A 13,872-nucleotide genomic window follows, 5' to 3' on the forward strand; every position below is an offset into this window, starting at 1 on the left:
GGAGTCGCCCTGACTCCGGTAATTTTATTTCAACCCTGTGCCCCCGAGCCCAAAAAATGACCGAAGAGTTCCACCGCATCCGCCGCCTGCCGCCCTATGTCTTCGCCGAGGTGAACAAGGCCAAGGCCGCGGCCCGAGCGCATGGTGAGGACATCATCGATCTGGGCATGGGCAATCCCGACAGCCCGACACCGCCCCATATCGTCAAGAAGCTGGTTGAGACCGTGGCCGATCCGCGCAGCCATCGCTATTCGGTCAGCCGCGGCATTCCCGGCCTGCGCCGTGCGCTGGCAGGCTATTACGAGCGCCGCTTCGGTGTGGATCTGAACCCCGAGACCGAAGTCATCGCGACTCTTGGTTCCAAGGAAGGTCTGGCCAATCTGTCTTCGGCCATCACCAGCCCCGGCGATACGATTCTGGTGCCGAACCCGTCCTACCCGATCCACCAGTTCGGCTTCATCATCGCGGGTGCTTCCGTGCGCTCTATTCCGGCCACACCGGATGAAGACATGCTGCGTGCGCTCGAGCGCGCCGTGCGTCACTCCGTGCCCAAGCCGACTGCGCTGATCGTGAACTTCCCCTCCAACCCGACGGCGTTCACGGCCTCTCTCGATTTCTACAAGGAGCTGGTGGCTTTCGCCCGGCGCGAGCAGATCTGGATCCTGTCCGATCTCGCCTATTGCGAGATCTATTTCGGTGATGAGCCGCCGCCGTCGATCCTGCAGGTGCCGGGAGCGAAGGATATTGCTGTCGAGTTTACCTCGCTGTCGAAGACCTATTCGATGGCGGGCTGGCGCATGGGGTTTGCCGCGGGCAACCCGCATCTGATCCAGGCCCTGACGCGCATCAAATCCTATCTCGATTACGGCGCCTTTACCCCGATTCAGGTTGCCGCCGTGGCCGCGCTGAGCGGCCCTCAGGATTGCGTGGCCGAGATCCGCGACATGTACCGCGAGCGGCGCGACGTGCTGATCCGCGGGCTGCATGCCGCCGGATGGGATGTTCCCTCGCCGCAGGGGTCGATGTTCGCCTGGGCGCCCATCCCCGAGCGCTTTGCCGAGATGGGCAGCGTCGATTTCAGCAAGCTACTGCTGAAGGAAGCCGGGGTGGCCGTGGCGCCGGGCCTGGGCTTTGGCGAATATGGCGAAGGCTTCGTTCGTATCGGTCTTGTCGAGAACACGCAGCGCCTGCGTCAGGCAACGCGCGCCATCAAGACCTTTCTCAACAAACATGGTGTCAAACAGGCAGAGGCAGTTTCGTGAACGGTCAAACTCTTCATCTTGGTATCGCTGGTCTCGGCACGGTCGGGGCTGGCGTGGTGCGACTGCTGCGTGAAAATGCCGAGGCCATTACCGCCCGCGCCGGGCGGCGTATCGAAGTGGTCGCCGTTTCGGCGCGTGACCGCAATCGTGACCGCGGCGTCGATCTGTCGGGCCTGACCTGGCATGACAACGCCATCGACCTTGCTGCCGACCCGAAGGTCGATGTGGTGCTGGAACTCATCGGCGGCGCAGAGGGCTCTGCCCGCGCCCTTGTCGAAAAAGCCCTCAGCGCCGGCAAGCCGGTCGTCACGGCCAACAAGGCGCTGCTTGCCATCCATGGCGCGGCCCTTGCAACACTGGCAGGCGAGAACAACACGTCACTCCTGTTCGAAGCATCGGTTGCTGGCGGCATTCCTGCCATCAAACTGGTGCGTGAAGGTCTTGCTGCCGATCATCTGCTGCGTGTCGGCGGTATTCTGAACGGCACCTGCAACTACATCCTGACCGCCATGCGTGAGACAGGGCGCGACTTCGGCGATATCCTCGCCGAGGCACAGGCTCTGGGCTATGCCGAAGCCGACCCCACGACCGATGTCGATGGCTGGGATGCGGCGCACAAGCTGGCCATCCTGGCCGGTCTGGCCTTCGGTCGGCCCGTGCGCTTTGACAGCCTGCATGTCGAGGGCATTCGCAACATCGCCGCCTGCGACCAGGCTTTTGCGCGCGAAATGGGCTATCGCATCAAGCTTCTGGGCAGCGCGCGCAGTGATGACGCAGGCCAGATCGAGGCGTCGATGCGCCCCTGCATGGTGCCGCAATCGGCGCCGATCGCCAATGTCGACGGCGTGTTCAACGCTGTTCTGACAGAAGGCCGCTTCAGTGGCCCCATGCTGATCGAGGGGCGTGGCGCCGGCGCTGGCCCGACGGCCAGTGCGGTTGTGGCCGATGTGATCGACCTTGCCCGTGGCACGGCGCTGCCTGTCTGGGGCATGGCGCCCCAGCCCGAAATCGCCTGCGCACCGCGTGAAAGCCTGCGCGGGCAGTACTATCTGCGCCTGTTTGTGCAGGATCGTCCGGGTGTCGTTGCAGACATCACGGCAGCCCTTCGCGACTATGGGGTTTCGCTGCGCGCCCTGTCGCAGCACGCCGCGGAAGAGGCCAGCCAGCAATCATCCTCACAGACGGTTGTACCGCTTGCACTTGTCACACATGAAACCAGCGAAGCGGCCATGCTTTCCGTTCTGACGGCCCTGAAACCGCTTGAAACCGTCATCGGCACTCCACTGCTCATGAAAATCGAGACTGTGTGATGTGGCAAAGGCGGCACATCCCGGCATAACAGGGCGTGTCGCAATTCCGGCTCAGCTGGATAGAGTACAGATAGGATTTACCGGATGCCTTTCTCTCCTAAGTATAAAGTGACGGATCGCAACCTCGCGCTCGAACTCGTTCGCGTAACCGAGGCAGCAGCCATCTCGTCATCGGCCTGGACAGGCCGTGGGGAAAAGAACGAGGCTGACGGTGCGGCCGTTCAGGCCATGCGGGCAGCGTTCGACACAGTGGCGATCGAGGGGACGGTCGTCATCGGTGAAGGCGAGATGGATGAAGCGCCGATGCTCTATATCGGCGAAAAGGTAGGCGCTGGCGGGCCGAAGATGGATATCGCCGTCGACCCGCTTGAGGGCACCAATCTCTGCGCCAAGGATATGCCGAACGCCATGACCATGGTGGCGTTGGCTGAAAGTGGCAATTTCCTCCATGCTCCTGACATCTACATGCAGAAGCTGGTGGTCGGCCCCAACCTGCCGGACGATCTGATCGATATCGATGCCCCAATCGAGACCACGCTGCGTGACCTCGCCAAAGCCAAGGGCAAGGATATTTCCTCCATCACCATGTGCGCCCTCGATCGCGAGCGCCATGAGGAGCTGATTGCCCGCGCCCGTGAAGCTGGCGCCCGCGTCATGCTTCTGACCGATGGCGACGTTGCCGCCGCCATTGCCGCCTGTATGGATGAGAGCCGCGTAGATATCTATGCAGGTTCAGGCGGCGCGCCGGAAGGCGTTCTGGCCGCTGCTGCCGTGCGTTGCGTCGGTGGTCAGATGCAGGGCCGTCTCATGTTCGAGGACGAAAGCCAGGTCGAGCGCGCACGCTCGATGGACCCGGGCAACGACCCCACCCGCAAGCTTGGCCTGCATGACATGGCGCGTGGTGACGTGCTGTTCTCGGCCACGGGTGTGACCACCGGCACGTTGCTGCGTGGCGTACGTTTCTATGGCCCGACCATTGCCCGCACACATTCCATCGTCATGCGGTCGAAATCGGCCACAGTGCGCTTCATCGAAGGGCGTCATGATTTCTCCACCAAGACGTGGGCAGGTCACTGATCCCGAACTATAAGGGGGCGTATGTCTGACGCCCCCTCCCTCATCGCCTCACCAGAACCGGTTCTTTCGGTCCATTCCAGCGGTAGCGGAAGAGCATGGGTCTGGCGCGATGAGAGCCTCGCCACTGGCGATGGCCGACTGGCTCTGGCCATGGCGCAACGCGCCGCCATTCCCGAAATCCTGGCCCGTATCCTGCACAGCAGGGGCGTTGAAGCCGCCCGCGTTGCCGCATTTCTGGACCCTCGTCTGCGCGACTGGCTGCCAGACCCTTCCTGCCTGCGCGATATGGATGAGGCCTGTAACAGAATTGCCCAGGCCGTCAGAAATGGCGAGACGATCGGTGTTTTCGGTGATTACGACGTCGATGGCGCCTGCGGCACGACCATTCTGACCGAAACCCTGCGCGATCTTGGCTGCGCAGTGCATTTTCATATCCCCGACCGGCAGAAGGAAGGGTACGGCCCGAACGGGCCCGCGCTGGAAGGACTCCGCGAAAAGGGCGCTACGCTCCTGATCTGCGTCGATTGCGGCACGGCAGCAGTGTCTCTGCTCGACCGTCTGCGTGAGGGCGGCGATATTATCGTGCTGGATCACCACAAGCCGGATGGGGCTGTTCTGCCCGGCTGCATCGTGGTGAATCCCAACCGTCTCGACTGCGATTCAGGGCTTGGGCATCTCTGCGCCACGGCTGTCGCCTTTCTGACCCTCATCGCCACCTGCCGCAGTCTCAGACTTTCGGGCTGGTTCGACACGCATGAAGAACCCGCCTTGCTGCGCAAGCTCGATCTGGTTGCGCTGGCGACGATCTGCGACGTCATGCCGTTACGCGATCTGAACCGAGCTTTTGTCGCGCAGGGGCTGCGCGTCATGGGGCGCGGGGAAAGATTGGGTCTCGCCACGCTGGCCTCTGTCGCTGGTGTCAAGGAAACGGCAAGCGCCATGGCCTGCGGCTTCGGCATAGGGCCACGCATCAATGCCGGAGGGCGCATCGCCCAGGCCGAGTTAGGTGTGAAGCTTCTGCTGAGCGATGATGCCTTCGAAGCCCGCGCTCTAGCCGAGAAGCTGGATGAGATCAATCGCCAGCGCCAGACCGTCGAAGCCGATATCCTGACCGAAGCCTACCAGCAGGGCGACGCCCAGCTTGAGGCAGGCCATGCCGCCCTGTTTCTATATGGCGAGAACTGGCACCCGGGCGTTGTCGGCATTGTCGCCAGCCGGGTGCGTGAACGATGCAATCGCCCCGTTCTGGTGGGCGCCTTGCAGGATGGCCTGATCAAGGGATCAGCCCGTTCTGTTCCTGGCATCGATATCGGAGCCGCCATCATCGGCGCCTGTCAGTCAGAGTTGCTTCTGACCGGTGGTGGCCATGCCATGGCGGCAGGGTTCTCTCTTTCCGCAGAGAAGGCGCCGACATTTCATGCCTTTCTGGACGATTTTCTTGCCGAGGCGCGCGAACGGCCCCGTCATGACTCGCTCTGCATCGACGGCATTCTGAGCCTGCGCGGCGCCACAGCCGAGATCGCCACCCAGCTTGCCCGGCTCGGTCCTTTCGGGGCTGGTCATGAAGAGCCAGTCATTGCAATCAGCCGTGTTCGTGCGGTCAAGACAGAGCGCATCGGTCGCGACGGCAACACGCTGCGCGTGATTCTTCAGGGCGAGGACGGTGGCAGACTGCGCGGGCTCGTCTTCAGAGCTGCCGACAAGGCATTTGCTGCCTTGCTGGAAGACCGGTCCATGCCTGTTCTGCACGTGGCTGGGCAGCTGCGCTGCGAGCAATGGCAAGGTCAGGACATGCTGAGCTTTTTTATTTTGGACGCTGCCACGATTTAGGGTTGACCCCTCCCCCCCGCTGGGATAATCAGCCGCTCACGCCTCCAGTCCCGTTCGTCTAGAGGCCTAGGACACCGCCCTTTCACGGCGGTAACACGGGTTCGAATCCCGTACGGGACACCACGGCATTTACCGCAGTTATCTGCGGGATGCAGCCGGCTAGAAGCGAAATCCTGATTCACCAAAATGTTGATTTTGAGCCATTCCTGAGCCTGTCAGGAAATTATGGCTCTTAGGTATCAGGGGCTTCGCATGAGCGAATCAGAAAGATCAGGCATCGACCCGGCCACAGATAAACCGCTCCCAAAAGGGGTTTGATACCGCGGCGCGGGCCAGTATCAGGCCCACAAGATGGTCGATGGCAAACGCCTGAGAAAGACCTTCGCATCCTCAGCACTGTCTCGCCGCTGGCTCACTGGAAAACGTGCCAAGGTCGATCTACGCCACGAGACTACGTCGCGTCTGGCGCGCTATCTTGCGAACCCGCTCGATCTGATGCGGGTCACCGGGTACCGCGATCTTAAATCGCTCGACCGCTACTACCAGCCCGTCATGCAGGAACTTGCAGACAAGATCGAGGTGGCTGAACCAACGTCTGTCAGATAGACATCTTATCGTACCCCCCTCCCCTACTTCCAATAACCTGTTGATCCATCGGAGGCGGGTTGGATGTGAGGGAAACAGCGGTAAACGGGCTAGAAAAACCGCCGCGGACCTAACCCCAAGCGTAAAATCAACACCTTGACGGATATACTAGCTTCCCCACTGCTATGAGTCCTGAAACTTTGTTTCATTCCCCCATGGTTTTAAAAAATAAGCTTCGATATAGTTACAGGAATTTTCCCCAAGGTATTTTTTATAAATAGAATAACAATCTTTTCCAGAGATGGAATTATAAAATACCTCAAGAAGATGTGTAGCCATTATAGTGCTAATATGATCATCTTTGGATGATACACCCTCCTCTACCAAGAGGAATATTTCCTTTAGTTGCGCAATATCAATATTTTCGATGTTATCTCCGATAATTTTTCCAATCTCCATGAATGTCAGGTTCGGTATATACCTATACTTGATAATGTATTTTTCAATTGATTTCCCGAAAACGGGATATTTCTGAAATTCATCAAGATATTTTTTCATTTTTTTCTAGCGCATTTGAGTGGGCGCACAGTCCTTCCTCACGGAGATGCTCTACACTACGTCCCTCCAGCCAGATTACGAAGCTCCCGCCGCTCACATAGGACGCAACGGAAGGAGCGGATGAAGGGGGGCGGTCTTTCCACTTAGCGGCGCTTATGTTCGAAACATGGACGCTCTCACAAGTCCAACCGCGCGTTTCAGTCTTCCCGGGGCGTAGCCCGTCCGCGCTTGATCCCCGCGCGGTGGGATTTACCGTCCATCCGCCGGGCGCGCGCCGCGCGCCCCGGACGCGTGGGTACCCGGAACGCCTGACGATGGGCGGCTTCGCGGATCATTGTAACCAGACGTTCGATTGCGTCTTCGCGATTGCGTATCTGCGTGCGGAAGCGCCGGGCCGTTATGACGACCACGCCATCTCGCGTTGCCCGGCTACCGGCGATCTCCAGCAGCCGCACGCGCACCCGTTCTGGCAAAGACGCGGAACGCGCTGCATCGAATCGCAGCTGCGCTGCGGTTGCTACCTTGTTGACGTTCTGCCCGCCGGGCCCGGACGCCAGAATATAGCTGACCTCAAGCTCGCTGTCGGCAAGGGACAAGCCGGGGAGAATGGAAATTGCCATGACGCACCCCATAGCATATTGCACCACGAAATGCCCGCATCCCTGCTCCTGACGCCCGGTCAGTGAACCATGGGCAACTCTGCGAGGGCCGGTTTGGCGTAGACATAGCCTTGCTGCAGCGAGATGCCGATTTCAGAGAGAACGCTGGCTTCTTCCGGTGTCTCGACCCCTTCGCAGATCGGTGTAATGCCCAGACCATCAAGCATGGCCACCGTATGGCGCATCATGACCTGTTTGACGGGGGTCGTATCGATGTCACGGGAAAGGCCCATGTCGAGCTTCACGTAATCGGGCTGAAACCGGGCAAGAAGGTTGAGGCCAGCATATCCGGCTCCAAAATCATCGATTGCCGTCTTGAATCCCATTGAGTCATAGCTCTGCAGAATATGGAGCAGGTGTTCCGTATCGACAGCCTCGTTTTCGCAAAATTCGAAGAGGATGTTTGAGGTGGGGAAATTGACGCGTTCGGCTGCCTCAAGGGTCGCACCGATACAGGCGCTGGGTTCGTAGACAGCATTGGGCAGGAAATTGATCGACAGATAGGCGCCCTGCTCGGCAAGCCCCAGCTCTGCAGCCAGAGTGATCGCGGTAACACGGCATTTCTGATCGAAGGCATAGCGATTTTTGGGCGTGACCTGCGAGAGCACTTCCTGCGCTCCAGCCCCGTTAACACCACGAACGAGGGCCTCATAGGCGAAGACGCGACGGCTGGAAAGGTCCACGATAGGCTGGAAGGCCATCGTAATCGGCAGATCGAACCCGGCATCGTCGCTGCATCCTTTGCAGAGTTTACGCTTACCTCGAGACCAAAATGGCGCAATCATCGAGCAAAACCCCCCTGCATTCAGATTTGCGAGTTGCCGAACGCGGCAAAGGGTCACGGGTTCGTGAAACTCGCCACTCAAGACAAAAAAAGTGCCTCCCCAATAACTGATGTTTTTCCACAGAAAGCATCCACTATCGTGCGGTATTCATATTTAAAAATATAATTTAAATATATAAATAATATTGAAATTATTAAAATAGTCATTTTATCATCAACAATTTTTTTGATAGCAAAAAAAATAAGTTCCTTACGAATTCATTGTAGTCGTTTCTCTATCTAAATTGTAATATTTCGGTTTTCGAGACCGACCGCTCCACTCTAGACTTTCATGATATGCTCGCTGTGCGGAAATTCCTTAGCATCATGGGTGTTTATATCGCATAAGCGATTTTTACGGGCGTCTATCGTCCACCACATGTCCCGAGGCGGCTACGCCCGCGCCGCCCAGAAATAATCCTGTCTTCGCCGGGTCAGCCTCTGAGGCGTATTTCTCCAGTGCCTGAATCGGCGCTTTGCCCTAGCAGCATCGCCATCACTCTTATGCACCCTCATGCCTCGAAACACCCCAGCGCTGTCCGGAGCGCCTCTCAGTCCAGTACGTAAAAGGCGCAGGCAGCGACTGTGATGGTGACAGGCAGGGTGAAGATCCAGGCCAGGGCAATCTTGGTCAGCATACGCATATTGATGCCCGAACCTGCCGCGACCATCGTGCCCGCCACGCCAGAGGTGATGATATGGGTGGTCGAGACCGGCAGGCCCGTATAGCCCGCAGAGGCAATCAGCCCGGCACCGACCAGTTCAGAGGCCGCGCCCTGAGCCGGAGTAAGGTGGCGCTTGCCAATGCCCTCACCAAGCGTTTTGACGATGCGCCGGTAGCCAATCATGGTGCCAATTCCGAGGCACAACGCACTCAGGACACGGACCCAGTAAGGCGCATATTCGACATTAGGGCGCAGTTCCTTCGCAAGACGGCTGCTCGTCGCCTTCTCACTTCCTGAAGAAGCCGGGTTGGCACTGACATCTCTCAGCCCGGAGAGGATTTCATAAACATCGCCACGGATCTGCGCCGGGGTCGCAGGGCCTTCAACCTTGGAAAGACTGTCGATTGCCGCCAGAGCATCTGGCTTGAAACTGTAGCGGTCATATTGCTCGATCAGCGGGCGGGCCTGCTGGGCTATCTGCGCCAACTGAACGCGATCTACCGGATGATCAGGATTCATGGCGAAGCTGGCAGGCATCAGACCGATAATGGTCAGCATGATCAGACCGATGCTTTTCTGCCCGTCATTGCTGCCATGCGAAAAGCTGACCGACGTGCAGGTCAGAATCAGCAGTGCCCGCACGATGGGGTTGGGGCTCTCATCCGGCTTGGGGGGCGTAAACAACGCGGGCATTTTGATCGCAAAGCGAATGATCAGATAGAGCAGCCCCGCCAGAAAGAAGCCGAGCAATGGCGAGATCGCCAGAGCACGAAGCACTTTCCAGATCTGCCCCCAATCGACACTATGGCCCAGATCACGCGCATGAACGAAAGAATCCCCGATCGCAATCCCGATAAGCGCGCCGATCGTGCAATGCGACGACGAGTTGGGAATACCGAACCACCAGGTGCAGAGGTTCCACGCCAGAGCCGTACCGAACAGCGATACCAGCATCGGCACTGCCGGGTTGCCATTGGGCGGCGTCAGAACATCGGGGGGCAGCAGCTCCACCAGTGTATAGGCCACTGCAATCCCTCCAAGCAGCACGCCCAGCAGGTTCATCAGCCCGGACCAGATAACCGCCACACGTGGCTTCAGCGAATTGGTATAGATGACTGTGGCGACAGCATTGGCCGTATCATGAAAGCCATTGGCAAATTCAAAGACGCAAACCAGGACGAAGCAGATCGCCAGCATGACAAGCGAGCCGGTAGAGGAAGGGGCGAACTGAAGCATGTGTTTGACAGCCTTCGCGTAAAAACTTTCCTAATTTCCGGCATTTGTCCGCTCTCGCAAAGAGAAGCATGTTAAATTTCTTATAAACTTCATCTTTTCTGCAGTCAGAGACTATGACCAGACTCTGCTGCGGCGCAGCCACGCTTTGGGAAAGACGCCAAGGGGAGGCCCCTCGTTCGGAGAACGGGGCAAAAGCCGGCATCGCTCTGTCTTACGGCGATGCCGGGAAAGGTAGGGGCACTGCCCCACACCCGGCCGAAGGGCGATGCCCTTCGAAAATCAGTGTCATGAAAAAGAAGGGAAAAACCCTTCCGGTTGGCGGGGCAAAGCCCCGCGCGATGTCAGCGTCCGAGCTTGCGCAGTTTTTCGCCTGCCATGAGACGCTTCTCGATGACTTCCAGCGACATGCCCTTGGTCTCAGGGACGAAGAGGAAGGTCAGCAGGATGAACGAGGCGTTCAGACCTGCAAAAAGCCAGAACGTGCCTGACGTCCCGAAGGTGTTCATCAACGTCAGGAAGCTGGCACCCACCACCATGTTGGTAATCCAGTTGGTGAGCGTCGAGAGCGAGATACCAAGGTTACGACCCTGCATGGGCTGAATTTCGGAGCAAAGCACCCACATGAGCGGCCCGGCCGACATGGCGAAACCCGTGCAGAACAGCAGCAGCAGGAAGATGGCGATGAATTTCGACGTCTCGCCGGACATGTCTGTGTTGAGCAGCACAGCAAGCGCAGCCATACCCAGCGCCATGACCGAAAAGCCGATATAGAGGATGGGCTTGCGACCCCATTTATCGACAAGGCCAACCGCGATGAACGTCGCGAGCATGTTCACCAGACCGATAATGGCCGTGCACCACATCTGCGACGTGGCATCGAACCCGGCGCTGGAAAGGATCTTCGGCGCATAATACATGATGATGTTGATGCCGGCGAGCTGCTGCATGGCCTGCAGCATGATGCCGAGCGCGATCGAGCGACGGAAATTCGAATTGGTCTTGAGCAGTTCGAAGCCATGCTGCTTGATCTCGAGCTGTTCGCGGATGGCCTTGATTTCCTTGGCGGCTTCGAGCGGGTCTTCACGCAGCGACAGCAGCACTTCACGCGCTTCCTTGTGGCGCCCCTGCATGATCAGCCAGCGGGGGCTGTACGGCAGGAAAAGCACACCGATCAGGAACAGCGCAGCCGGAATGGCAGCCACGCCGAACATCCAGCGCCAGTCGCCTGAATAGGAGAAATAGGTGTTGGACAGAAAGGCGAGGAAGATACCGACCGTCACCATGAGCTGATAGGTCGACACCATGGCGCCGCGTGTCGCCTCACTGGCGATTTCCGACAGATAAAGCGGTGCCGTGAAGGCAGAAATACCGACAGCCAGACCCATGACCACACGGAAGGTGATCATGGAAGGAATGGACCAGCTGAGGGCGCAGCCGATCGAACCGATCACGAAAATCGAGGCACCAGCGATGAGCGACCGCTTGCGACCCAGCGCATGTGACATCCAGCCCGCAGCAAGTGCGCCAACAGCGGCACCGGCCATCATGGAGCTGACCACCCATTCCTGAGCGAAAGTCGAGGCATGATATTGTTTGGCGAAGAAATCGAGCGCGCCAGCAACAACGCCGATATCCAGACCGGACATCAGACCGGCAAGGGCTGCCAGTACGCCGATGACCAGGATCTTGAATTTTGTTGCATCGAAAACCGACGCCAGTACGCCTTCCGTATTTCCGGCATCTGAATCTATCGCCATGGGTTGGTCTTATCCTTTTCCGGCGGCACGCAGGGTGCCGACTTCGCGTCCATTCCAGTTTTTCATCACCTGATGCGACAATCCGGTCAGCACGGCGCGGTCTGAATCAGACCAGCCAGCCTCGTCGAAGCCGAGCAGAAGCGAGGCCAAAGCCACCTCTGCCGCCCGGTTCGCGCCATCATCGGTCTTGATCGCTATGCCCAGCCCGAGTTCGGGCAGAGACGCGACCATCACCCCTTCTGCACCCATCTTGCAGAAGATTCGGTTACCGAAATGCGCCATCAATGTCGTATCGAAACGCCCGCTCCCTGCCACCATGAAGGGCTCGGACGCGACAGCAGAACGCAGACGTGCGGCTGCCGACGCATGACCCGATGAAAAATTTCTTCCAGTACCAAAACGGGCAAAACCCGTGGCCAACGCCGAGAGGGGAATGGCGTAGGTCGGCATGGAGCAACCATCGAGACCGCGATTGGCCTCATTATGTGGGACAGATGTCGCCATCACAAGCGCATCGGTCACCTGACGCTGCGCCTCATGCCCGGGGTCGATATAACCGGCCGGGTCGAGGGACTGATCGATCGCCAGACAGATCAACCCTGCATGCTTGCCCGAGCAGTTGTTATGCAGGGCTGTCGGCGCGGCCCCCGAGGCGGCAAGGGCGTGGGCGGCCTTGTCATAAGTCGGCCAGTGGGCACCGCATTCCAGACAGGTGAGAGTTTTGCCTGCCTTGGCCAGCATGGCCGCAGCGGTTTCGGCATGGCGAGGCTCGCCGCCATGAGAAGCGCAGGCAAGCGCGAGTTCGGCATCGCTCAGACCCAGACGATCGGCAGCACCGGTCTCGACCAGAGGCAGGGCAAGAAGAGCCTTGACCGTCGAACGCGGAAAGACCGCCTTGTCGATGGCACCATGCGCCTGAACGACCCGGCCGGAATCGTCCATGACGGCAATTCGACCAAGATGCAGGGACTCGATGCGTCCGCCACGCGTGACTTCAGCGAGGGCGATATCGTCCATGACGGGATCCTTATGTGACGATCAGGGGTAGAAAGAACCGGCCTTAGCCGATCGGTATCTGTCGCGACAGCAGATAGCAGGCTGCGCCGAGACGTGCACTCATATCGGGGTCATCCTCGAGCCAGGGCGCGATATGGGCCTTACGCACGCGCAGCAGAATCGTCCCGGTCTCGGCAGGTTCTTCAGAGAAGGCGGCAAAAAGCGGCAGAAGCGCTGGCCGCTCGCAGAACATCAGAGGCTGACGCGCATCCAGAATCAGCCCCTCCTCCATCATCCTCAGCGCCTCTGCCTCAGGAAGCAGGCTGTAAAGCCACCCATCCTCCCGCTCCTTCTCCGAAAAAGCGCGTGTTGTGACGATGAGAAGTGGTGCTTCTTCCGGCAGCAGATGCGTGCGTCTGACAGGGGGAACATAATCGAACAGGTCAGGTTGCGCGCAGGGCGCCTCTTCCGGTCGCGCGACACGGGAGGCGCGCTCACGACGGGAATGAAGGGCACCGCCAGCAAGCGGCAAACCGTCAGCGCGGGCCATCGCCTGCCAATCCACCCCGAGAAATCAGCCCTGCTGACAAATGGCACAAAGCCCTTCGATCTCGACCGTCGACTGATGCGGCTTGAAGCCGATCTTCTTTGCCGCACTGGCAATGGCATGCGAAATTTCGCTGTCTTCCACCTCACTGACCGCACCGCAGCCACTGCAGATCAGAAACTGGGCGCGATGACCGCAGCCATGGCCATGATGGCATTCGAGACGATGCGCGCAACCAATGAAGGCGCTCATACGCTCGATGCGATGAATCAGCCCCTGGGCCAGAAGAAAATCAAGCGCGCGATAGACTGTCGGGGGGGCTGCGTTGCGTTGATACTGCCGCAGATGATCGAGAATATCATAGGCCCCGACGGGCTTGCTGCTATCGAGGATCAGGCCGAGCACAAGGCGTCTGGTATCCGTGAGACGACTGGCGCGCGTGGCACAGAACGCGGCGGCACGATCGAGAAGCGCAAGAATCTGGGGAGAGAACGGGTCCTGATCGGTCATGGCCGTGCTGCTGAGCATGAGGGATTTCCTTTTCCGGCTTGTCCTGACCAGAGTTCC

Annotated in this window: 12 protein-coding genes, 1 tRNA gene and 1 pseudogene; 6 read left to right on the forward strand and 8 right to left on the reverse strand. The window is 59.0% G+C overall.

The window, feature by feature from the left end; translation table 11 throughout:
* Positions 1-56: 56 nt before the first annotated feature.
* From AAID99_RS11185 to AAID99_RS11210, 6 genes and pseudogenes are all read left to right on the forward strand, one after another.
* A complete protein-coding gene (locus tag AAID99_RS11185) occupies positions 57-1,262 on the forward strand; it encodes an LL-diaminopimelate aminotransferase (protein ID WP_062163717.1) in 1,206 nt (401 codons plus the stop codon).
* Positions 1,259-2,572, forward strand: coding sequence for a homoserine dehydrogenase (locus tag AAID99_RS11190; protein WP_498493886.1), 1,314 nt, complete (start codon positions 1,259-1,261; stop codon positions 2,570-2,572). Before AAID99_RS11185 ends, AAID99_RS11190 begins: the two co-directional genes overlap by 4 nt.
* An 84-nt stretch (positions 2,573-2,656) precedes the next feature.
* Positions 2,657-3,649 (forward strand): class II fructose-bisphosphatase, encoded by a 993-nt coding sequence (glpX, locus tag AAID99_RS11195; RefSeq protein WP_188425466.1) that lies wholly within the window; start codon positions 2,657-2,659, stop codon positions 3,647-3,649.
* Positions 3,650-3,670: 21 nt separating this feature from the next.
* Positions 3,671-5,479 (forward strand): single-stranded-DNA-specific exonuclease RecJ, encoded by a 1,809-nt coding sequence (gene recJ, locus AAID99_RS11200; RefSeq protein WP_188425465.1) that lies wholly within the window; start codon positions 3,671-3,673, stop codon positions 5,477-5,479.
* A gap of 47 nt (positions 5,480-5,526) precedes the next feature.
* Positions 5,527-5,602, forward strand: a tRNA-Glu gene (locus AAID99_RS11205).
* Between the two features lie 312 nt (positions 5,603-5,914).
* Positions 5,915-6,085, forward strand: a pseudogene (locus AAID99_RS11210) (site-specific integrase); the annotation flags it as partial.
* Positions 6,086-6,247: 162 nt separating this feature from the next.
* On the opposite strand, the gene AAID99_RS11215 reads toward AAID99_RS11210, so the two are convergent.
* The 8 genes from AAID99_RS11215 to AAID99_RS11250 all read right to left on the reverse strand — a co-directional run bounded on the left by AAID99_RS11215 (position 6,248) and on the right by AAID99_RS11250 (position 13,833).
* Complete coding sequence (locus AAID99_RS11215) at positions 6,248-6,622, reverse strand: hypothetical protein (RefSeq protein WP_498493887.1); 375 nt, start codon at positions 6,620-6,622, stop codon at positions 6,248-6,250.
* Positions 6,623-6,819: 197 nt separating this feature from the next.
* Positions 6,820-7,242, reverse strand: coding sequence for an alternative ribosome rescue aminoacyl-tRNA hydrolase ArfB (arfB, locus tag AAID99_RS11220; protein ID WP_188425463.1), 423 nt, complete (start codon positions 7,240-7,242; stop codon positions 6,820-6,822).
* 59 nt (positions 7,243-7,301) lie between these two features.
* A complete protein-coding gene (locus AAID99_RS11225; protein ID WP_188425462.1) occupies positions 7,302-8,066 on the reverse strand; it encodes an EAL domain-containing protein in 765 nt (254 codons plus the stop codon).
* A 589-nt stretch (positions 8,067-8,655) separates the two neighbouring features.
* Complete coding sequence (locus tag AAID99_RS11230; RefSeq protein WP_188425461.1) at positions 8,656-10,005, reverse strand: inorganic phosphate transporter; 1,350 nt, start codon at positions 10,003-10,005, stop codon at positions 8,656-8,658.
* A gap of 341 nt (positions 10,006-10,346) precedes the next feature.
* A complete protein-coding gene (locus AAID99_RS11235) occupies positions 10,347-11,762 on the reverse strand; it encodes a sugar porter family MFS transporter (RefSeq protein WP_188425460.1) in 1,416 nt (471 codons plus the stop codon).
* Between the two features lie 9 nt (positions 11,763-11,771).
* A complete protein-coding gene (locus AAID99_RS11240; RefSeq protein ID WP_188425459.1) occupies positions 11,772-12,779 on the reverse strand; it encodes an asparaginase in 1,008 nt (335 codons plus the stop codon).
* A 43-nt stretch (positions 12,780-12,822) separates the two neighbouring features.
* Positions 12,823-13,308 carry a hypothetical protein gene (locus AAID99_RS11245; protein WP_188425458.1) on the reverse strand — a complete coding sequence of 162 codons (486 nt, stop codon included), beginning with the start codon at positions 13,306-13,308 and terminating at the stop codon, positions 12,823-12,825.
* A 24-nt stretch (positions 13,309-13,332) separates the two neighbouring features.
* A complete protein-coding gene (locus AAID99_RS11250) occupies positions 13,333-13,833 on the reverse strand; it encodes a Fur family transcriptional regulator (protein WP_188425457.1) in 501 nt (166 codons plus the stop codon).
* Positions 13,834-13,872: the final 39 nt, after the last annotated feature.

The sequence above is a fragment of the Asaia sp. Ae19-3 genome, assembly GCF_059801175.1.

What these genes read in the sequence shown, in the direction of transcription:
- AAID99_RS11185 (WP_062163717.1), top strand. Translation starts at nt 57, where the DNA reads ATGACCGAAGAGTTCCACCGCATCCGCCGCCTGCCGCCCTATGTCTTC.
- glpX (WP_188425466.1), top strand. Translation starts at nt 2,657, where the DNA reads ATGCCTTTCTCTCCTAAGTATAAAGTGACGGATCGCAACCTCGCGCTC.
- recJ (WP_188425465.1), top strand. Translation starts at nt 3,671, where the DNA reads ATGTCTGACGCCCCCTCCCTCATCGCCTCACCAGAACCGGTTCTTTCG.
- AAID99_RS11215 (WP_498493887.1), bottom strand. Translation starts at nt 6,622, where the DNA reads ATGAAAAAATATCTTGATGAATTTCAGAAATATCCCGTTTTCGGGAAA.
- arfB (WP_188425463.1), bottom strand. Translation starts at nt 7,242, where the DNA reads ATGGCAATTTCCATTCTCCCCGGCTTGTCCCTTGCCGACAGCGAGCTT.
- AAID99_RS11225 (WP_188425462.1), bottom strand. Translation starts at nt 8,066, where the DNA reads ATGATTGCGCCATTTTGGTCTCGAGGTAAGCGTAAACTCTGCAAAGGA.
- AAID99_RS11230 (WP_188425461.1), bottom strand. Translation starts at nt 10,005, where the DNA reads ATGCTTCAGTTCGCCCCTTCCTCTACCGGCTCGCTTGTCATGCTGGCG.
- AAID99_RS11235 (WP_188425460.1), bottom strand. Translation starts at nt 11,762, where the DNA reads ATGGCGATAGATTCAGATGCCGGAAATACGGAAGGCGTACTGGCGTCG.
- AAID99_RS11240 (WP_188425459.1), bottom strand. Translation starts at nt 12,779, where the DNA reads ATGGACGATATCGCCCTCGCTGAAGTCACGCGTGGCGGACGCATCGAG.
- AAID99_RS11245 (WP_188425458.1), bottom strand. Translation starts at nt 13,308, where the DNA reads ATGGCCCGCGCTGACGGTTTGCCGCTTGCTGGCGGTGCCCTTCATTCC.
- AAID99_RS11250 (WP_188425457.1), bottom strand. Translation starts at nt 13,833, where the DNA reads ATGCTCAGCAGCACGGCCATGACCGATCAGGACCCGTTCTCTCCCCAG.